Here is an 18,572-nt window from a genome sequence, read left to right on the forward strand (position 1 = left end):
CGGCTGGGGAAGGATCGGGCGCATGCCGCTCACGATCATCACCGGGGGAGGGCGCGGGATCGGCGCCGCGACCGCGCTGCACCTGGCCCGGGCCGGGCACGACCTGGTCGTCAACTACCGCGTGGACTCTCGTGCGGCCTCCGACGTCGTCACCGCCGTCCTCGCCCTCGGGGTGCGGGCGATCGCCGTCCGGGCCTCGGTCGACGAACCGTCCGAAGTGGACTCCCTGTTCGACGCGGCCGCGACACTGGGCCCCGTGACCGGGCTGGTCAACAGCGCCGGGCTGACCGCGCACATCGGCGACCTGGCCGACACCCCGATCGAGATCATCCGATCGGTGCTGGACGTGAACCTGCTCGGCAGCATCCTGTGCGCCCGCAAGGCCGCGCAGGTGATGTCGACCCGGCGCGGCGGCGCGGGTGGCGCGATCGTCAACATCTCCTCGGCCGCGGCGACCCTCGGCTCCCCGCACGAGTACGTCCACTACGCGGCGGCGAAGGCCGGCATCGACGCGCTGACGATGGGGCTGTCCAAGGAACTGGCGGGCGACGGCATCCGGGTCAACGCGGTCGCGCCGGGCATCGTCTTCACCGACATCCACGCGGCGGCGGGCCAGCCGGACCGCCCGGCGGCGGCGGCCGCGCGGATCCCGCTCGGGCGGGCCGGTCAGCCGGAGGAGATCGCGCCGACGATCGCGTTCCTGCTCGGTCCGGACGCGGCGTACACGACCGGCACGGTCCTTCGCGTCGCCGGCGGGCTCTGAGCCGCTGACGCCCCGCCCGGGTTCGGTCCGGCGCTGCCGGCGGACTGCGAGCCGCTGACGCCCGGCCCTTCTCCCGTCCGCCCGGGTTCGGTACGGCGGCTGCTGGCGGGTTCTGAGCCGCTATCGCCCGGCCCTTCTCCCGTCCGCCGGGTTCGGTACGGCGGCTGCTGGCCCGGTGCTCGACCACCGGTCGTCGTTGAGCCCGCACGGGCGACCCCGGACCGGGTGCAGGCCGCGCTGGAGCGCGCCGGGCGGCCTCGGGTCTGGTGCGCTGAGCGCGAACAGGTGGAGCTCCTTGGGTGGAGCCGACCTAGGGTCTGTGCATGGCAGATCCCGTCATGCGGACGCCGTCCGCACCGTCACTGTCGGACGCCGTCTACGAACGCCTGCTGGGCGAACGGATCGTCTTCCTCGGCTCGGCTGTCGACGACGACATCGCCAACAAGATCACGGCCCAGCTGCTGCTGCTCGCGGCCGAGGACCCCAGGCGGGACATCACCTTCTACATCAACTCGCCCGGCGGATCGGTGACTGCCGGTATGGCCGTCTACGACACGATGCAGCTCATCGCGCCGGACGTGTCGACCTGGGCGCTGGGCCTGGCCGGGTCGATGGGGCAGTTCCTGCTGTCCTCGGGCACGCCGGGCAAGCGGTACGCGCTGCCGCACACCAAGATCGTCATGCACCAGCCCTCGGCCGGAATCGGCGGTACGGCATCGGACATCGCGATCCAGGCCGAGCAGTTCCGGCTGACCAAGCGGGAGATGGCCGAGCTGACCGCGCAGCAGACCGGCCAGACGGTCGAGCAGATCACCACGGACGCCGACCGGGACCGGTGGTTCACGGCCGAGGAGGCCAAGGCGTACGGGTTCATCGACCAGGTCGTGACCCGGCTGCACTGAGGTCCGCTGGTCCACAGTGGACACCGGGGCCGATCTTCGCGCAGCCGGTCCGATCCTGGTTCAGCAGGACCGAAGATTGCCTCTCTCACCATTCTTGGCGCGCGCCGATTTGACGAATGCGTGCAAACCGAAGACCATTCAGGTAATTGTCGCCGGACAGGAAAGGCCAATTACCGTGGCGCAGCGCACAGTCGTCCAGTTGACCGACGACCTCGACGGCAAGTCCATCGCAGAGGGTAAGGGCGAGACCGTCCGCTTCGGCCTGGACAACCAGGACTACGAGATCGATCTCGGCGAGAAGAATGCGCAGGCACTGCGGGCGGTGGTCGGCAAGTACGTCGACGCGGGCCGGCGGGTCGGCGGCGGTTCCCGCGGCGGCCGTACGCGTACGGCGGCGGCGACCTCGGCACGTCGCGACTATGACCCGAAGGCCGTGCGGGCCTGGGCCGAGGAGCAGGGCCTCGAGGTCAGCGCGCGCGGGCGGGTGCCGGCCGATCTGGTGACCAAGTTCCAGGAAGCGAACGGCTGACGCACCGTCGTCTCATCTCGCTTGTCATCACCGTCTAATCGACGGTGAATGTGCCGTCCCCACTCGGCACGAGGCCCGGGTAATACTGCTCGGATGAGCTTTGACACGTTGTGGTCGGCGCTGGCTCCGATCGGTTCTGCCTCTTCCGGTGGCTACCGGCGTTACGCCTGGACGCCGGTGGATTCCGCACTCCGGGAGTGGTTCGCCGGCGAGGCCGCGGCGCGTGGACTCGACCTCGTCGTGGACCGCGCCGGGAACCAGTGGGCCTGGTGGAGCACCGGCGATGGCCCCGGTGTGGTGATGGGCTCTCATCTGGACTCCGTTCCCGACGGCGGCGCGTTCGACGGCCCGCTCGGCGTGGTGTCGGCGTTCTGCGCGCTGGACGCCCTGCGGGAGAAGGGCTTCCGCCCGTCCCGGCCGATCGCGGTCGCCTGTTTCGGTGACGAGGAGGGCGCCCGCTTCGGCGTCGCCTGCGCCGGGTCGCGCCTGCTCACCGGAGCGCTGGCGGCCGCGCGCGGCCTCGGTCTCACCGACGGTGACGGCGAGACGATGGCGGCGGCTATGCGGACGGCCGGCTTCCGACCGGACGCCGTCGGGCGGGACGAGGAGACGCTCGCCCGGGTCGGCGCCTTCGTCGAGTTGCACGTCGAGCAGGGTCGCGGGCTGGTCGACCTGGACCGGCCGGTCGCGGTCGGCTCCTCGATCTGGGCCCATGGCCGGTGGCGGCTGGACCTGGCCGGTGAGGCCAACCACGCCGGCACGACCCGGTTGGCCGACCGCCACGATCCGATGCTCGACCTGGCCGCGGCGATCACGACGGCCCGGTCGTCGGCGACCGCGCGGGACTGCGTCGCCACGGTGGGAAAGGTCACGGTCGCGCCGAACGGGGTGAACGCCATCCCGTCCGCGGTCACCGCCTGGCTGGACGCCCGCGGCCCGGCCGCCGCGGAGGTCGCCGCCGACGTCGGTCGCGCCGCGGGCGTGCCGCCGGTGCAGGAATCCTTCACCGAAGACACCCGGTTCGCGCCGGAGCTGGTGACCCGGCTGTCCCGGCTGCTCGGGGATGCACCGGTGCTGCCGACCGGTGCCGGGCACGACGCCGGCATCCTGGCCGCGGCCGGGATCCCGGCCGCGATGCTGTTCGTCCGCAACCCGACCGGCGTCTCCCATTCCCCGGCCGAGCACGCCGAGCGCGACGACTGCCTGGCCGGGATCGACGCGCTGGCCGCGGTGATCGAGGACCTCGCGGCGTGACCGCGTCCTATTGGGCCGAGCACGCGTGGCTGCCGGGTGGGGTTGCGTCCGGGGTCACGCTCATCATCGAGGGCGGACGGTTCCATTCGGTCACCGCCGGCACCAGCCCGGGCGGCTCGCACCGGCTGGCCGGCGTCGTGCTGCCCGGGTTCGCGGACGTGCACGGGCACGCGTTCCATCGGGCGCTGCGGGGGCGCACTCACGACGGCGGTGGCACCTTCTGGTCGTGGCGCGAGGCCATGTACGCGGTGGCCGAGCGGCTGGACCCCGACTCGTACCTCGCGCTGGCCCGGGAGACGTACGCGGAGCTGCTGCGGGCCGGGGTCACCACGGTCGGTGAGTTCCACTACCTGCACCACGGCCCCGGCGGGATTCCGTACGCCGACCCGAACGCGATGGGCGAGGCACTGCGGCAGGCCGCCGCCGACGTCGGCGTCCGGCTGACGTTGCTGGACACCTGCTACCTCGCGGGCGGGCTGACCGCCTCCGGGTATCTCCCGTTGGACGGCGCGCAGCTCCGGTTCGGCGACGCGGACGCGGACGCCTGGGCCGCCCGGGTCTCCGCGCTCGGGCCGTCCTCCGGCTTCCTGGTCGGCGCCGCCGTGCACTCCGTCCGGGCGGTCCCGCCCGCTGCACTGTCCACAGTGGCCGGTGTCGCCGGACCGCTGCACGTGCACCTGTCCGAGCCGCGGGCCGAGAACGAGGCCTGCCTGGCCGTCCACGGCGTCACGCCGACCGCCCTGCTGGCCGCGCACGGTGTCCTGTCCGGCCGCACCACGGCCGTCCACGGGACGCACCTGACCCCGGCCGATATCGACACCTTGGCCTCCTCGGGCACCGGCGTGTGCTTCTGCCCCTCGACCGAGGCCGACCTGGCCGACGGCATCGGTCCGGCCGAGGCCCTGCACCGCGCCGGGGTCAGGCTGTCGCTCGGCAGCGACCAGCACGTCCGCGCGGACCTGCTGGCCGAGGCGCGCGACCTGGAGCTGCACCAGCGGCTGGCGACCGGTCGCCGCGGCGTCCTCACGCCCGCGTCCCTGATCGACGCGGCCACCGCGCACGACGCGCTCGGCTGGCCCGACGCGGGCCGCCTCGAAGCGGGCGCGCGGGCCGACCTCGTCGCGGTCAGCCTGGACGCGACCGCGGAGCCGGCCCAGGTCGTGTTCGCGGCGTCGTCCGCCGACGTGCACACGGTCGTGGTCGACGGCCGCCGTCTGGTCTGACCCGGCTAGCGCGGCGCGCGCAGGACGACGAGGGACCGCGGCCGTAGCGGGAACGTCTCGCCCGCGACGGTCGTCCCCACCGGCGAGGCCCCGTACGTGTCGAACTCCAGCATCCAGTGTGCCGGCCGCCCGATCGCCGGAACGGTGACCTCGACCTCCTCCCACCAGCCGTTGACCGCGACCAGCAGGTCGTCGTCCAGCTCGGGCCGTCCCCGCTCGTCCACGTCCGGGGTGACGCCGCCGTCGACGTGCGCCACGACCGTCCGCGACCAGGCCCAGTCCTCGTCCGTCATCGACGTCCCGGCCGGCGTGTACCAGCGCATGTCGTCCGGGGTCAGGTAGCGCCGCCGCCGCAGCACCGCGTGCGCCTTCCGGAAGGCGATGAGCCGCCGGGTGAAGTCCAGCAGTTCGGTGTCGACCGCGGACCAGTCGTACCAGGACACCTCGTTGTCCTGGCAGTACGCGTTGTTGTTGCCGCCCTGGGTGCGTCCCATCTCGTCCCCGCCGAGCAGCATCGGCACGCCGCGGGACAGGAACAGTGTCGCCAGCAACGCCCGCGACTGCCGGGCCCGCAGCGCGTTCACCTCGGGGTCGTCGGTCGGCCCCTCGGCGCCGCAGCTCCAGGACCGGTTGTCGTCGGCACCACCGGGATCCGGCACGTTGTCGTCGTTGTGCTTGTGGTCGTAGGAGACCAGGTCGCGCAAGGTGAAGCCGTCGTGGGTGGTGAGGATGTTCACCGACGCGGACGGCCGGTTGCGGGCCGGGCCGTAGAGGTCGGGGGAGCCGGTGACCCGGGTGCCGAGGTCGGCGAGCGTGCCCTCGTCGCTGCGCCAGAACGACCGCACGGTGTCCCGGTACCGCCCGTTCCACTCCGTCCAGCCCGGCGGGAAGCGACCCACGTCGTACGAGTCGGGCTGGTTGACGTCCCAGGGCTCGGCGATGAGCTTGATCTGGGAGACGACCGGGTCCTGGTGCATCGCGTCGAAGAAGTCCGACAGCCGGGTGAAGGTGCCGTCCTGCCGGGCCAGCGTCGGCGCGAGGTCGAACCGGAACCCGTCCACGCGATACTCGGTGACCCAGAACCGCAGCGAGTCCAGCACCAGTCGCAGGCAGTCCGGCTGCCCGGTGTCGAGGCTGTTCCCGGTGCCGGTGGTGTCGAAGTAGTGGGCGCGGTCGCCCGGCACCAGCCGGTAGTAGCCGGCGTTGTCCAGCCCGCGGAAGCACAGCGTCGGACCCCGCTCGTTGCCCTCGGCGGTGTGGTTGAAGACGACGTCGAGGATCACTTCGAGGCCGGCTGCGTGCAGCGCCTTCACCATGCTCTGGAACTCGGCCACCTGCCCACCGGCGCGCCCGGCCCGCACCGCGGCCGAGTACGGCGCGTGCGGCGCGAAGTAACCGATCGTGTCGTAGCCCCAGTAGTTGACCTTGCCGGCGTCGGCGAGGATGCCGTTGGTCAGCGAGTGATGTACCGGCAGCAGCTCGACCGCCGTCACCCCGAGCGTGTTCAGGTGCTCGATCACCGCCGGGTGGGCCAGGCCGGCATAGGTCCCGCGCTGGTCCTCCGGCACGTCCGGGTGCCGGGCGGTGATGCCCTTGACGTGCGTCTCGTAGATCACGGACCGCCCGTACGGCGTCCGCGGCGCCGCGTCGTCGCCCCAGTCGAAGGCGGTGTCCACCACCAGCGAGCGCGGCGCCGCCCCGGCCGAGTCGCCCGGGTCGTCGCCGAGCAACGACGGATCCCAACGCACGTCCCCGTCGATCGCCCGCGCGTACGGGTCGAGCAGGAGCTTGGCCGGGTTGCAGCGTGCTCCGGAGCCGGGATCGTAGGGGCCGGTGACGCGATAGCCGTACCGCCGGCCCGGTCCGACGCCCGGCACGAAGCCACGCCAGACACCCGCGTCGTACGCGGGCATGGCGAGTCTTTCCTCCGCACCGTTCTCGTCGAACAAGCACAGGGTCACCGCTGTCGCCACGTCCGAGGAGACGGCGAAGGTCGTACCGCCGTCCTGCGGATGGGCGCCGAGCGGGACCGGAACGAACGAGCCAGGCCAGATCTCCGTCACGTGCCCGGAGCCTAGGGCCTCCCGGCCCAGCGGGTGGTATCCGTTGAGCGGGGTGATGGGCGATACGCCGCTGATACCTTCGATGCTGATGGGGTCGAACGGTGCTCCGCTGGATGCCGCCGTCGCGCGGGTCTGGGGTCTCGGTGGGCGCCCGGTCGGGGCGGCGTTCCTCGCTTCCCCGGATCATCTGGTGACCGCGACGCAGGTGGTCAACCTCGCGCTCGGGCGGGCGCCGGAGGCGGTGGTTCCGCCCGAGGCCGTCCTCGAGATCGACTTCCCGATGCTCGACCCCGGCGGCCGGCTGCCGGCCCGGGTCGTCCGCTGGGTCCCGCCGTCCCGGTTGGCCGGCGAGTCGCAGGACATTGCCGGCCTCCAGCTGGACCGGCCGGCGCCGGGCGACGCGGCGCCGTTGCCGATGGCCCGGGTGGACCACCCGTTCGACCGGCGGGTCGTGCTGCTCGGCTTCCCGGTCGGCCAGCACACCGGCACGTACTCCGTAGGCCGGCTGCGGGGCACGCAGGCGGCGGGCCTGGCGCGGATCGACGTCGAGGACGCGGGCGGCGGCCTGTCCGGGACGCCGGTCTGGGACGTGGACGCTGGCGTCGCTGTCGGCATGGTCATCGCCGATCCGCCGGGCGCTCGGATGGTCCCGGCCGCGACGCTGTTCGCGGCGTGGCCCCGGCTGTCCGAGCAGGCCCGGATCGCCAGCCCTTTCCCCGGGCTCCGGGCCTTTCGGGAGCAGGACGCGGTCTCGTTCTTCGGCCGGACCGAGCTGGTCGACCGCCTCGACGCGCTGAGCCGGGTCGCGCCGGTCGTCACCGTGCTCGGACCGTCCGGGGTGGGGAAGTCCTCGCTGCTGCACGCCGGCCTGATGCCGGCCCTGCGGACCCGGACCGACACGGTGGTGACCGTGACCCGGCCGGCCGAGTCGGCGAGCCCGCTGCGGTCGCTGGCCCTCGCGCTGGACCGGGCCGGGCCGGCGGCGGCCGATCCCGTCGCCCGGGCGGAGCGGGTGACCGCGCTCGAGCACCTGCTCCGGTACGGCCGGATCGCCGAGGTCGTCTCCGCCGTGCTCGCCCGGGCGGGCGCCGAGCGGCTGGTCCTGGTGGTGGACCAACTGGAGGAGGTGTTCGCAGGTGCCCGGCCGGACGAGCTGACCGAGTTCGGCGCGGTGCTGACCAGCGCGCTGAACGGGGGCCGGTCGTTCGCCGTGGTCACCGCGCTGCGGGCGGACTTCCTCGGCGAGGCGTTGCGGCACCCGGCGACGGCCCCGCTCGTCGACGACCCCTGGCTGGTGTCGGTGGCCGAGCCGACCCGGGCCGAGCTGCGCGAGCTGGTGACGATGCCGGTGGAACGCCTGCACTCGGTCGTCTTCGAGGCCGGGTTGCCCGACCGGCTGCTCGGCGACCTGGGCATCGCCGCCGGCCGGCTCCCGTTGTTGCAGTTCACGCTGGCCGCCCTCTGGGACCGGGAGCGCGACGGCCGGCTCCGACACCTGGCGTACGACGAGATCGGCCGGGTCGATGCGGCGCCGGGCCAGCATGCCGAGGAGGTCTGGTCCGAGCTGAGCCCGGCGCAGTGCCGGGCCGGGGAGCGGCTGCTGGTGCAGCTGATCCGGCCGCTGCCGGACGGATCCGGCTTCATCCGCCGCGCCGCGCTCCCGTCCGAGCTGGACCCGGAGGCCTGGGCCATCGCCTGCCGCCTGGCGACCCAGCGGCTGCTCGTGCTCAGCGAGACCGAGTCCGCGAAGGGCGGTCCGTCCTTCGCGGTCGAGCTCGGGCACGAGTCCTTGGTCGCGCACTGGTCGCGGCTGACGGAACTTGCTGTCCGCAATCGTGATTTCCGGCGCTGGCAGGAGACTCTGCGCCAGCGGATGCGCGCATGGTCGGACGCCGATCGGCCGGTCGGCAAATTGCCTGGGCGCGCCGAATTGCGGACGGCATCGCGCTGGACCGGCGAACACGCCGATCAGATGAGCCCGGCCGAGCGTCGCTTCCTCGCACGGGGCCGAACCCGGCACCGATCGATGCTGGTCCGCACCGCCGTCGCCGTGCTGGTCCTGATCCTCGCCGTCACCTACCTCGTGGTCGCCCGGGATCGCGGTGCCGCGTCCCGCGCCGCGAACGACCTCGCGGCCAAGGCCGGCGCCGGCCATCCGGCCGCGCTGCGGGACCCGTACGGCAAGGTGCTGTTCGCGCTGCGCGGCTACCGCACCCGGCACACCGACGCCGCGGACAAGGCGGTGGAGTCGGTCGGCCGGGCGACGTTGGTCGCCGACGCGGTGCTGCCGGACTACAGCGCCTCCCCGTCCTACGACCTCACCGGCAAGGTCAGCGCCGACGGCCGGGTCATGGTCGCGACCACCGCGGACCAGAAGCCGGCCGCGTTCCGGATCGACGGCGGCTCGGTGGGTCGGATCCTGCTGGACCCGATGCCGCTCATGTCCTACAGGATCCTGGCCGCGGCGGGAGCCCGTGGGACGGTCGCCGCCTTCGCCGGGACCACCAGCGGGCCGCTCGACCCGGAAGCCCCGCGGACGCCCTGCGCGGCTCCCGAGCCGGATCGAGTGCAGGGCTGCGTGACCGCGTACGACCTGCGGACCGGCCGGATCGTGCTGGAGGCCCCGATCTGGGACCCCACCCTCAGCGCCGTGACCCGGCTCAGCGTCGACGGCACCGACCACGTGGTCGGCGCCCTCACCCAGGGCTTCGACGGAGTCTGGCGCGTGCTGCGCTGGCAGGTCGGGTCGGGCCGTGCACTGCCCCCGGTCAAGATCGCGGGGCATTGGGACGACATACCCGGCTTCTGGCTCGCCCCGGGGGGCGAGCTGGCCACCGTCCTGCAGGTTCCGCCGTCGAGCCCGAATCGGCGACCCGGCTCGGTGCTGTCCGTGCTGAACATGGCCGGTGGCCAGGCAAGGGTCCTGAACGGCGCGGTGCACAAGGCCACCACCGTCGGGGCCTCGGCCGACGGCGGACGTGTCGCCTCGCTCGTCGATTCGGGTCCCGCGCCCGAGGTGCGGGTCTGGGACGTGACCTCCGGCCGCGTGCTGGCCCAGGTCCCGGTGCCCAGGGAGGCCCGTTCGGCGCTGGACCGCGGGGTCGCGCTCGACCCGAGCGGGATGGTGCTGGGCCTGACCTGGCTGCCGGATACCGAGACCGGCGCCGGTCGGGACCGCACGTCGCTGGCCCGTGCGATGCGCGACCAGGGTGACACCAAGGTGGCGCTGTTCTCGGTGTCCGAGGGCCGTCAGATCGGCACCCTGCAGGCGCCCGGTGGCTGGCCGGTCGTCCGCCCGCTCGGACCGAGCCGGGAGGCGCCCGTCGAGCTCAGCCAGGGCAGCCTGCTCGCCCTCGTGCTGCCGACGACGGCCGGTGGCCCGGCCGCACGGCTCGCCGCTGCCCCGCCGCAGTCGCTCAGCCCGGCGACGGCGTACGCAGCGTTGTGCGGCAAGTTGCTCGATCGGACCGAGTCCAGTGAGGTGACCCGCGCCCGGCCGGACGGCGCGTACGCCGGTGACGTCTGCGGCTGACTGCGGCGGCAGCGCCGACGCGACGGCGAGCGGCTCGCGGCATGCGCGAGACTTGTCGGCGTGACGCGGCCCGACGAGCAGAACGACAAGCCGCTCGGCCTCTTCCGGCGCCTGCTGCGGGCCGGTCAGGTCCCAGCCTCCCCGACCGATTGCGAGCACCTGCGGGCGGCACCGGCCGAGATGACATCGCGGACGCCGGGGGTGTGTGAGGACCACACTCCCGACGACGGGCCCTGGGTCCATCTGCGGGTGTGCCTGACCTGCGGGCACGTCGGCTGTTGCGACTCGTCGCCGGCTCGGCACGCGAGCGTCCACTACGAGCGGGCCGGGCATCCGGTGATGCGCTCGGCGGAGGCCGGGGAGTCGTGGCGATGGTGCTTCGTGGACCAGCTGCTCGGCTAGATTCCGCTGTGAGGCGGCGCTATAGGAGGCGGCAATGGTACGAGGATGGGCCTGGCTCGGCGTACTGCTCGGCGGCGTGGCGCTGTTCGAGATCGTGCGCCGGGTCCTGATCGAGACCGAGAACCCGAATCTGGTCCCGTCGTTGATCCTGCTCGGTGCGGCGGTGGCGCCGGCGTCGTTCGTCACGTTCGTCCTGGGACGGCGGCTCCCGTACGACGTCAGCGGCGGAACGATCGGCGTGGTCGCCTTCCTGGGCGGCCTGGTCGGGGTGGTCACAGCCGGCCTACTCGAGTACGACACGCTGCGGGGCCTCGGGGTGCTCCCGATGGTGGCGGTCGGGCTCATCGAGGAGGCGGCCAAGCTGATCGTCCCGGTCGTGCTGCTGGTCGTGCTGCGGAGGCATCGGCGTCCCGCCGACGGTCTGCTGGTCGGGGTCGCGGCCGGTGCCGGCTTCGCCGCACTGGAGACCATGGGGTACGCGTTCGTCACGTTGATCTCGTCCAAGGGCAACGTGGGAGCCGTGCAGGACATCCTGCTGCTGCGTGGTCTGCTGAGCCCGGCCGCGCACATGGCCTGGACCGGCCTCACCGCGACCGCGCTCTGGTACGCCGCGGACCAGGGCTGGAAGGGCGCCGCGCTGCTGCGCTTCCTTGCCGTCTTCGTGCTGGCCGTGGCGCTGCACACGATCTGGGACAGCGCCGGGACGATCCCGGTGTACATCGTGCTGGCGGTCATCAGCCTCGGCCTCCTCACCTGGTTCGCGCACCTGCTCGCCCGCGGGACGAGGATGCCGGCGGTCCTGAGGACCTAGGCAGAGGCAATCGCTGATCTGTGGACAGTCGCTCGGCCTGTGGACGAGCGGACGCATCGGCGCTGCGACGGCTATAGGGTCGCGTCCGTGCCTGAGAAGGAGCAGACCATCGTCGCCCGCCGCATCGCCGAGGAGCTCGGCGTGCGGGAGGGACAGGTGACCGCGGCCGTCGAACTGCTCGACGGCGGCGCCACCGTCCCCTTCGTCGCGCGTTACCGGAAGGAAGTGACCGGAGCGCTCGACGATGCCCAGTTGCGCACCCTGGAGGAGCGGCTGCGCTATCTGCGGGAGTTGGAGGAGCGCCGGGCGGCGATCCTCGAGTCGGTCCGCGCGCAGGGCAAGCTCGACGCCGAGCTGGAGGCGCAGATCCTTGGCGCCGAGTCGAAGGCACGGCTGGAGGACATCTACCTGCCGTACAAGCCGCGCCGGCGGACGAGGGCGCAGATCGCGCGCGAGCAGGGCCTGGAGCCGCTGGCCGACCTGCTGCTGTCCGACCCGACGACCGATCCGTCGTCGGCTGCGGCCGGGTTCGTCACCGAGGAGGTGGCGGATGGGGCCGCGGCGCTGGAAGGCGCCCGGGCGATCCTGGCCGAGCGGTTCGGTGAGGACGCAGACCTGGTCGGCGAGCTACGTGAGCACATGTGGTCGCGGGGCCGGGCGGTCTCGAAGGTCCGTGAGGGGCGGGAGCAGACCGGGGCGAAGTTCTCCGACTACTTCGAGTTCTCCGAGCCGCTCGTCAAGCTGCCCTCGCACCGGATCCTGGCGTTGTTCCGGGGCGAGAAGGAAGAGGTCCTGGAGCTGGATCTGAACCCGGAGGACGCTCCGGAGTCCGGCGCGGGACCGGGGCCGTACGAGGTCCGGATCGCCGCTCGCTTCGGGGTCTCCAACCAGGGCCGGCCGGCGGATTCCTGGCTGGCCGAGACCGTCCGGTGGGCCTGGCGGACGAGGCTGCTGGTCCGGCTCGACCTGGACCTGCGCGGACGGCTGCGGCAGCGGGCCGAGGACGAGGCGACCCGCGTCTTCGCCAACAACCTGCGCGATCTGCTGCTGGCCGCGCCGGCGGGTGCCCGGCCCACGCTCGGGCTGGACCCGGGTCTACGTACCGGGGTGAAGGTCGCGGTGGTCGACGGCACCGGCAAGGTGGTCGCCACCGACACGATCTACCCGCACGAGCCGCGCCGGCAGTGGGATCCGGCGCTCGACTCGCTGGCCCGGCTGGCGCAGGAGCATCATGTCGAGCTGATCGCGATCGGCAACGGGACGGCGTCCCGGGAGACCGACAAGCTCGCGGGCGATCTGATCTCGCGCAACCCCGAGCTGCCGCTGACCAAGATCGTGGTGTCGGAGGCAGGCGCGTCCGTCTACTCGGCCTCGGCCTACGCGTCGAGTGAGCTGCCCTCGATGGACGTCTCGTTGCGTGGCGCCGTCTCGATCGCCCGCCGGCTGCAGGACCCGTTGGCCGAGCTGGTGAAGATCGACCCGAAGTCGATCGGCGTGGGGCAGTACCAGCACGACATCCCGGAGCCGGTGCTGTCCCGCGCTCTGGACACGGTGGTCGAGGACTGCGTGAACGCGGTCGGCGTCGACGTGAACACCGCCTCGGTTCCGCTGCTGACCAGAGTGTCCGGCGTGGGGCCATCGCTGGCGGAGGGCATCGTCGCGCACCGGGATGCGAACGGGCCGTTCGCGGCGCGGACGGCGCTGAAGGAGGTGCCGCGGCTCGGGCCGAAGGCGTTCGAGCTGTGCGCCGGGTTCCTCCGGGTCCGCGGCGAGGACCCGCTGGACGGGTCCAGCGTCCACCCCGAGTCCTATCCGGTGGTGCGGCGGATCGTGTCCGCGACCGGAACGGATGTGCGTTCGCTGCTCGGCAACGGACCGGTGCTGCGCTCGCTGGCGCCCGGCGACTTCGTCGATGATTTCTTCGGGCTGCCGACGGTGACCGACATCCTATCCGAGCTGGAGAAGCCGGGCCGGGATCCGCGACCGGAGTTCAAGACCGCGCGGTTCACCGAGGGCGTGGAGAAGGTGGCCGACCTACAGCCCGGGATGGTGCTGGAGGGCGTGGTGACCAACGTCGCGGCGTTCGGCGCATTCGTCGACGTGGGCGTGCACCAGGACGGTTTGGTGCACGTGTCCGCGATGTCGAACTCGTACGTCTCGGATCCGCGGGACGTGGTGAAGTCCGGCGACGTCGTCCGGGTCAAGGTGCTCAACGTCGACGTCCCGCGCAACCGGATCGGGCTGACGCTGCGGTTGGAGGAGGAGACCGCGCGGCGGCCACGGGAGGATCGGCGCCCAGGCGGACGCGCTGGTCGCGAGGCTGCTCGGCCGGGTGGGAACGACCGCCGGCGCGGGCCGGGCGGCGGCCGGGCCGGGACCAAGGCTGCGGCGGGAGCACCCGTCGCGGCGGACGCCCCACAGGATGCGAATTCAGCCAAGCCCGCCGCCGCACCCAAGGCGGATGACGCCGGCCGTCGCGCTCCTGCTGGGAACTCCCGCGGTGATCGCCCCGACGGGCGAGACGCCCGGGGTGGTCGCGACGGCGCCGGCCGGGGCGGCGCTGGCCGAGACGGCGCTGGTCGAGACGGCGCTGGTCGAGACGGCGCTGGCCGGGACGGCGGCGGTCGGGACAGCGCTGGCCGGGAGAGTGCTGGCCGGGAGAGTGCCAGCCGGGACGGCGGCAGAGCGGGCGGCGGGGAGCGTCGCGGTGGCGAGCGCCGCGACGGCGACGATCGCCGGGACAGCCGCGGCGGCGACCAGCGCGGACGTCCGGAGCCGACCGGCTCGATGGCGGACGCGCTCCGCCGGGCCGGTTTCGGAGGTTCGGGAGACGGCGGCAAGTCCCGGGACCGCGATCGAGGGCGCTGACCCGGCACGGGAGCGGTTGGGCGGCGCCTGCAGCCGGCGGCTCCTAGGCTGGCCGCCGTGACGGTGGCGCGGTCGTTGGTGTTGTTCGTGCTGGCGGCGATCGCCGAGATCGGCGGTGCGTGGCTGATCTGGCAGGGCGTACGGGAGCACCGCGGGATCGCCTGGATCGGCGGCGGCCTCCTCGCGCTCGGGATCTACGGTTTCATCGCCACGCTGCAGCCGGACGCGAACTTCGGCCGCATCCTGGCCGCGTACGGCGGGATCTTCGTGGTCGGATCGCTCGCCTGGGGCGTGGTCCTCGACGGCTTCCACCCGGACCGGTACGACATCGCCGGCGCGCTGATCTGCCTGGTCGGCGTCGTCGTGATCATGTACGCGCCGCGGGCGGGCTAGAAGACCGAGGCCGCCAGCCAGCGGTCGAGCACCAGCCGGTCGCCGTGGATCTCGAAGCGCGGGTCATCCGCCGGCAGCCGTCGGTTGAGCAGCAGGAACAGCGAACCGGCGCCACCGCGGACGGCCACGTCCGCCTTGACGTGCCCGTGCTCCCAGGTCAGCCCGTCCACCGTCCCGCGCAGCACCCACTCGCCGGCCGGACCGAGATCGCCGTCGATCGCGTGCAGGTGAATCGAACGACCCGGCTCCAGCGCCCGCGTCTCCTTGTACGAGTGCACGATCGGCAGGATCTCCAGCCACTCGTCCACGCCGCCCGCCGCGAGCGAGGACTCGATCGACACCGGCTGCTCCAGCGCCAGCGCCGCATCCGCGACGTGCACCACGACCTCGTACGTCATCCGCTGCAGCCAGAACGACGTCGGCGCACTGCCTCCCGCCCAGGACCAGACCACCATCGACGGCCCGGCCGACCGGACGGCCGCGACCAGCTCGGCGGCGCCCTCCCGCAGCCAGTCCGGCAGGTCGGCCGGGTCGTCCGGTGTCGGGCGCCCCTGCGAGTCCCGGTGCCGCACCGGCTCCGTCGCCCGGGTCGCGATGATCGTGGTCATCCAGCGGAACGAGCCGCCCACATGCCCGGCCAGCCGGGCCAGGTTCCACTCCGGCGTGGTCGGCACCGGCGTCGCCGGATCGGCCCCGGCGACCAGGGCCGCGAGCGTCGCGGTCCAGGCCGGGAGCTCCTCGTACAGCCGCTCGATGTCGCGCACACCCGCACCGTACCGGTCCTGAGCAGTGGCGATGACTACCCTAGGGGGGTATGGTGTGCCTTGAGACCGAGGAGGCTCCATGCCCGGCTACAGCGAGACCAAGGACGACCACCTGAGGCGACTGCGCCGCATCGAAGGCCAGGTTCGCGGTCTGCAGCGGATGGTCGAGGAGGACAAGTACTGCATCGACGTCCTCACCCAGGTCTCCGCGGCGACCCGCGCGCTGCAGTCGTTCTCGCTGGGGCTGCTCGACGAGCACCTCACCGGTTGCGTGCTCGACGCGGCCGCCCGCGGGGGCAAGGAGGCGGACGACAAGGTCCGCGAGGCATCCGAGGCGATCGCCCGTCTGGTGCGGTCCTAGAGCACGGGGGAGACGACGATGACCAGCACGTACGCGGTCGAGGGCATGACCTGCGAGCACTGCGTCCGCTCGGTGACCGAGGAGGTCTCCGAGGTGCCGGGTGTGACCGCGGTCGACGTCGACCTGGACAGCGGCCGGCTGACCGTCACCGGCGCGGCCGAGGAGAGCGCGGTACGGGCGGCGGTCGTCGAGGCCGGCTACCAGGTGGTCGAGCCGGCGTCGTGACTTTCACGCAGCGAACCACCGTCGACACCGATCGCGAGCTGGAGCTATCGATCGGCGGGATGACCTGCGCGTCCTGCGCCAGCCGGATCGAGCGCAAGCTCAACAAGCTCGACGGCGTCAGTGCCTCGGTGAACTACGCGACCGAGCGGGCTCGGGTCAGCTTCCCGCGTACGGTCAGCGAGGCCGATCTGGTCGCGACCGTCGAGGCGGCCGGCTACTCGGCCCAGCTGCCGACGCCCGAGGCCCCGGACGAGTCCCGGGTGCTGCGGCTGCGGCTGATCCTCGCGGTCGTGCTCGCCGTGCCCGTGGTCGCGTTGTCGATGGTGCCGGCGCTGCAGTTCGACGGCTGGCAGTGGGTCTCGCTGGCCTTGGCGACACCGGTCGTGGCCTGGGCCGGCTGGCCCTTCCACCGCGCCGCCTGGGCGAACCTGCGCCACGGTGCCGCCACGATGGACACGCTGATCTCGATGGGCACGCTCGCCGCCTACCTCTGGTCCCTGTACGCGCTCGTCTTCGGCTCCGCGGGCGAGGCCGGCATGGCCGAGGGCTTCCGCTGGCTGCCCGAACGCGGCGACCCGACCGGCACGATCTACCTGGAGACCGCGGCCGGCGTGACCGCGTTCCTGCTCGCCGGGCGGTACGCGGAGGCCCGGGCGAAGCGTCGCTCCGGCGACGCGCTGCGGGCTCTGCTCCGGCTCGGCGCGAAGGACGTCGCGGTGCTGCGTGACGGTGCCGAGCGGCGGATCGCGGTCGAGGAGCTGCGGGTCGGCGACGAGTTCGTGGTCCGGCCGGGCGAGAAGATCGCCACCGACGGCGAGGTCACCGACGGTCTGTCGGCGATCGACGCCAGCATGCTCACCGGCGAATCGACACCGGTCGAGGTAGGTCGAGGCGACACGGTCGCGGGCGGCACCGTGAACGCCGGCGGCCGCCTGGTGGTCCGGGCGACCCGCATCGGCGCCGACACCCAGCTCGCACAGATGGCCCGGCTGGTCGAGCAGGCCCAGGCCGGCAAGGCCGCGGTGCAGCGGCTGGCCGACCGGGTCTCGGCGGTGTTCGTGCCGGTGGTGATCGGGATCGCCGTGCTGACGCTGGCGATCTGGCTGTTCGTGGACAGCGGTGCCGCGTTCCCGGCCGCGGTGGCCGTGCTCGTCATCGCCTGCCCGTGTGCGCTCGGCCTGGCCACGCCGACCGCGTTGATGGTCGGCACCGGCCGAGGCGCGCAGCTCGGCATCCTCATCCGCGGGCCGGAGGTGCTGGAGCAGACCCGCCGCGTCGACACGGTCGTGCTGGACAAGACCGGGACCGTCACGACCGGGCGCATGACGCTCGTCGAGGTCGTACCCGCGCCGGGTCAGGACGCCGACGAGGTGCTCCGGCTCGCGGCCGCGGTCGAGGCGGCGTCCGAGCACCCCGTCGGGCAGGCGATCGCCGCGGCCGCGCCCGATCGACCGGCGGTCTGCGACTTCGGCACCGAGGCCGGCCTCGGCGTCCGCGGGACGGTCGAGGGTCGGATTGTGCTCGTCGGCCGGGAGCGGCACGTGGGCCCGGTCCCCGCGGCGTTCGCGGCGGCGAAGGCGGCGGGTGAGGCGGCCGGCCGGACCGTGGTGCTCGTCGGCTGGGACGGCGCGGTGCGCGCGCTGCTGCTGGTTGCCGACACGGTGAAGCCCACTTCAGCGCAGGCCGTACGGGAGCTGCGGGCGCTGGGGCTGCGTCCGGTCCTGCTCACCGGCGACAACGCGGCTGCGGCCCGGACGGTGGCGGCGGAGGTCGGGATCGACGAAGTCGTCGCCGAGGTGCTGCCGGCCGGCAAGGTCGAGGCCGTACGGCAGCTGCAGTCGGAGGGCCGGATCGTCGCGATGGTCGGCGACGGCGTGAACGACGCGGCCGCGCTGGTCCAGTCCGACCTCGGCCTCGCCATCGGCACCGGGACGGACGTGGCGATCGAGGCATCCGACCTCACCCTCGTCCGCGGCGACCTGCGCGCCGCGGCCGACGCGATCCGGCTGTCGCGGCGCACGCTCGGCATCATCAAGGGCAACCTGTTCTGGGCTTTCGCCTACAACGTGGCCGGGATCCCGCTCGCCGCCGTCGGCCTGCTCAACCCGATGATCGCCGGCGCGGCGATGGCGTTCTCGTCGGTCTTCGTCGTCACCAACAGCCTGCGGCTGCGCCGCTTCCGCTGACGGGCGGCCGCGAGCCGGGTCCGTCAGAGGCGCGGTCGAGGCCGCGGCCCCGGCACGGTGATCGGTCCCGGGATCCGGTCCAGCACCCAGTCCACGCTCACCCCGAGCGCATCCGCGACCAGCCCGAGCCGCCACGCATCCAACCCCTGCGACCCGCGCTCGATCGCGCTCACGAAGTTCCGGCTCACCCGCGCCGCATCGGCGACCTGCTGCTGCCCCATCCGCAACCACTGCCGCTGCAACCGAACCCGCCGCCCCACCACCTCCCGAAATTCCCTCTCATCCCGAACCCGCCC

General features: G+C 73.1%; 16 protein-coding genes. 13 read left to right on the forward strand and 3 right to left on the reverse strand.

Features of this window, described 5'->3' with window-relative positions:
- Positions 1–22 precede the first annotated feature (22 nt).
- The 5 genes from VGP36_13495 (at position 23) to VGP36_13515 (ending at position 4,671) form a co-directional block, all read left to right on the forward strand.
- Positions 23–763 (forward strand): SDR family oxidoreductase, encoded by a 741-nt coding sequence (locus VGP36_13495; GenBank protein ID HEV7655729.1) that lies wholly within the window; start codon positions 23–25, stop codon positions 761–763.
- A gap of 323 nt (positions 764–1,086) precedes the next feature.
- On the forward strand, positions 1,087–1,665 hold the full coding sequence (locus tag VGP36_13500; protein ID HEV7655730.1) for an ATP-dependent Clp protease proteolytic subunit: 579 nt from the start codon (positions 1,087–1,089) through the stop codon (positions 1,663–1,665).
- A gap of 16 nt (positions 1,666–1,681) precedes the next feature.
- The gene (locus VGP36_13505; protein HEV7655731.1) at positions 1,682–2,194 is read left to right on the forward strand and encodes an Lsr2 family protein; all 513 of its coding nucleotides are present in this window, start codon (positions 1,682–1,684) and stop codon (positions 2,192–2,194) included.
- A 93-nt stretch (positions 2,195–2,287) separates the two neighbouring features.
- Positions 2,288–3,448, forward strand: a complete 1,161-nt coding sequence (locus VGP36_13510; protein HEV7655732.1) for an allantoate amidohydrolase — start codon at positions 2,288–2,290, stop codon at positions 3,446–3,448.
- Positions 3,445–4,671 carry a formimidoylglutamate deiminase gene (locus VGP36_13515; GenBank protein ID HEV7655733.1) on the forward strand — a complete coding sequence of 409 codons (1,227 nt, stop codon included), beginning with the start codon at positions 3,445–3,447 and terminating at the stop codon, positions 4,669–4,671. Before VGP36_13510 ends, VGP36_13515 begins: the two co-directional genes overlap by 4 nt.
- A gap of 5 nt (positions 4,672–4,676) precedes the next feature.
- Here the strand turns inward: VGP36_13515 and glgX are convergent, their stop codons facing one another.
- A complete protein-coding gene (gene glgX, locus VGP36_13520; protein HEV7655734.1) occupies positions 4,677–6,734 on the reverse strand; it encodes a glycogen debranching protein GlgX in 2,058 nt (685 codons plus the stop codon).
- 190 nt (positions 6,735–6,924) lie between these two features.
- On the opposite strand from glgX, the gene VGP36_13525 reads away from it, so the two are divergent.
- The 5 genes from VGP36_13525 to VGP36_13545 all read left to right on the forward strand — a co-directional run bounded on the left by VGP36_13525 (position 6,925) and on the right by VGP36_13545 (position 14,740).
- Positions 6,925–10,266 (forward strand): ATP-binding protein, encoded by a 3,342-nt coding sequence (locus VGP36_13525; protein ID HEV7655735.1) that lies wholly within the window; start codon positions 6,925–6,927, stop codon positions 10,264–10,266.
- A gap of 159 nt (positions 10,267–10,425) precedes the next feature.
- Positions 10,426–10,668: a UBP-type zinc finger domain-containing protein gene (locus VGP36_13530; protein HEV7655736.1), complete on the forward strand. Its 243-nt coding sequence runs from the start codon at positions 10,426–10,428 to the stop codon at positions 10,666–10,668.
- A gap of 34 nt (positions 10,669–10,702) precedes the next feature.
- Positions 10,703–11,479, forward strand: coding sequence for a PrsW family glutamic-type intramembrane protease (locus tag VGP36_13535; GenBank protein ID HEV7655737.1), 777 nt, complete (start codon positions 10,703–10,705; stop codon positions 11,477–11,479).
- Between the two features lie 87 nt (positions 11,480–11,566).
- Positions 11,567–14,347, forward strand: a complete 2,781-nt coding sequence (locus VGP36_13540; GenBank protein ID HEV7655738.1) for a Tex family protein — start codon at positions 11,567–11,569, stop codon at positions 14,345–14,347.
- A 57-nt stretch (positions 14,348–14,404) separates the two neighbouring features.
- Entirely contained in the window at positions 14,405–14,740 is a 336-nt protein-coding gene (locus VGP36_13545) for a YnfA family protein (GenBank protein HEV7655739.1), read from the forward strand.
- Here the strand turns inward: VGP36_13545 and VGP36_13550 are convergent.
- The gene (locus VGP36_13550) at positions 14,737–15,504 is read right to left on the reverse strand and encodes a maleylpyruvate isomerase family mycothiol-dependent enzyme (GenBank protein ID HEV7655740.1); all 768 of its coding nucleotides are present in this window, start codon (positions 15,502–15,504) and stop codon (positions 14,737–14,739) included. The two genes, VGP36_13545 and VGP36_13550, sit on opposite strands and share 4 nt — an antisense overlap.
- Before the next feature lie 79 nt (positions 15,505–15,583).
- Here VGP36_13550 and VGP36_13555 point away from each other — a divergent pair, with 79 nt between their 5' ends.
- Genes VGP36_13555 through VGP36_13565 form a run of 3 tightly spaced genes read left to right on the forward strand, consistent with a single transcriptional unit; the run spans position 15,584 to position 18,276 of the window.
- On the forward strand, positions 15,584–15,865 hold the full coding sequence (locus VGP36_13555) for a metal-sensitive transcriptional regulator (protein HEV7655741.1): 282 nt from the start codon (positions 15,584–15,586) through the stop codon (positions 15,863–15,865).
- Between the two features lie 18 nt (positions 15,866–15,883).
- On the forward strand, positions 15,884–16,090 hold the full coding sequence (locus tag VGP36_13560) for a heavy-metal-associated domain-containing protein (GenBank protein ID HEV7655742.1): 207 nt from the start codon (positions 15,884–15,886) through the stop codon (positions 16,088–16,090).
- Positions 16,087–18,276: a heavy metal translocating P-type ATPase gene (locus tag VGP36_13565; protein HEV7655743.1), complete on the forward strand. Its 2,190-nt coding sequence runs from the start codon at positions 16,087–16,089 to the stop codon at positions 18,274–18,276. The genes VGP36_13560 and VGP36_13565 overlap by 4 nt, the downstream gene beginning before the upstream one ends.
- A 23-nt stretch (positions 18,277–18,299) precedes the next feature.
- On the opposite strand, the gene VGP36_13570 is transcribed toward VGP36_13565, so the two are convergent.
- A partial coding sequence (locus tag VGP36_13570; GenBank protein ID HEV7655744.1) for a helix-turn-helix transcriptional regulator occupies positions 18,300–18,572 on the reverse strand: 273 nt, incomplete at its 5' end.

Source organism: Mycobacteriales bacterium (assembly GCA_035995165.1).
GTDB lineage: Bacteria > Actinomycetota > Actinomycetes > Mycobacteriales > CADCTP01 > CADCTP01.

Bases quoted from the DNA above. Each gene is read 5' to 3' on its own strand.
- VGP36_13495 (HEV7655729.1), top strand. From the start codon at position 23: ATGCCGCTCACGATCATCACCGGGGGAGGGCGCGGGATCGGCGCCGCG.
- VGP36_13500 (HEV7655730.1), top strand. From the start codon at position 1,087: ATGGCAGATCCCGTCATGCGGACGCCGTCCGCACCGTCACTGTCGGAC.
- VGP36_13510 (HEV7655732.1), top strand. From the start codon at position 2,288: ATGAGCTTTGACACGTTGTGGTCGGCGCTGGCTCCGATCGGTTCTGCC.
- VGP36_13535 (HEV7655737.1), top strand. From the start codon at position 10,703: ATGGTACGAGGATGGGCCTGGCTCGGCGTACTGCTCGGCGGCGTGGCG.
- VGP36_13555 (HEV7655741.1), top strand. From the start codon at position 15,584: ATGCCCGGCTACAGCGAGACCAAGGACGACCACCTGAGGCGACTGCGC.
- VGP36_13560 (HEV7655742.1), top strand. From the start codon at position 15,884: ATGACCAGCACGTACGCGGTCGAGGGCATGACCTGCGAGCACTGCGTC.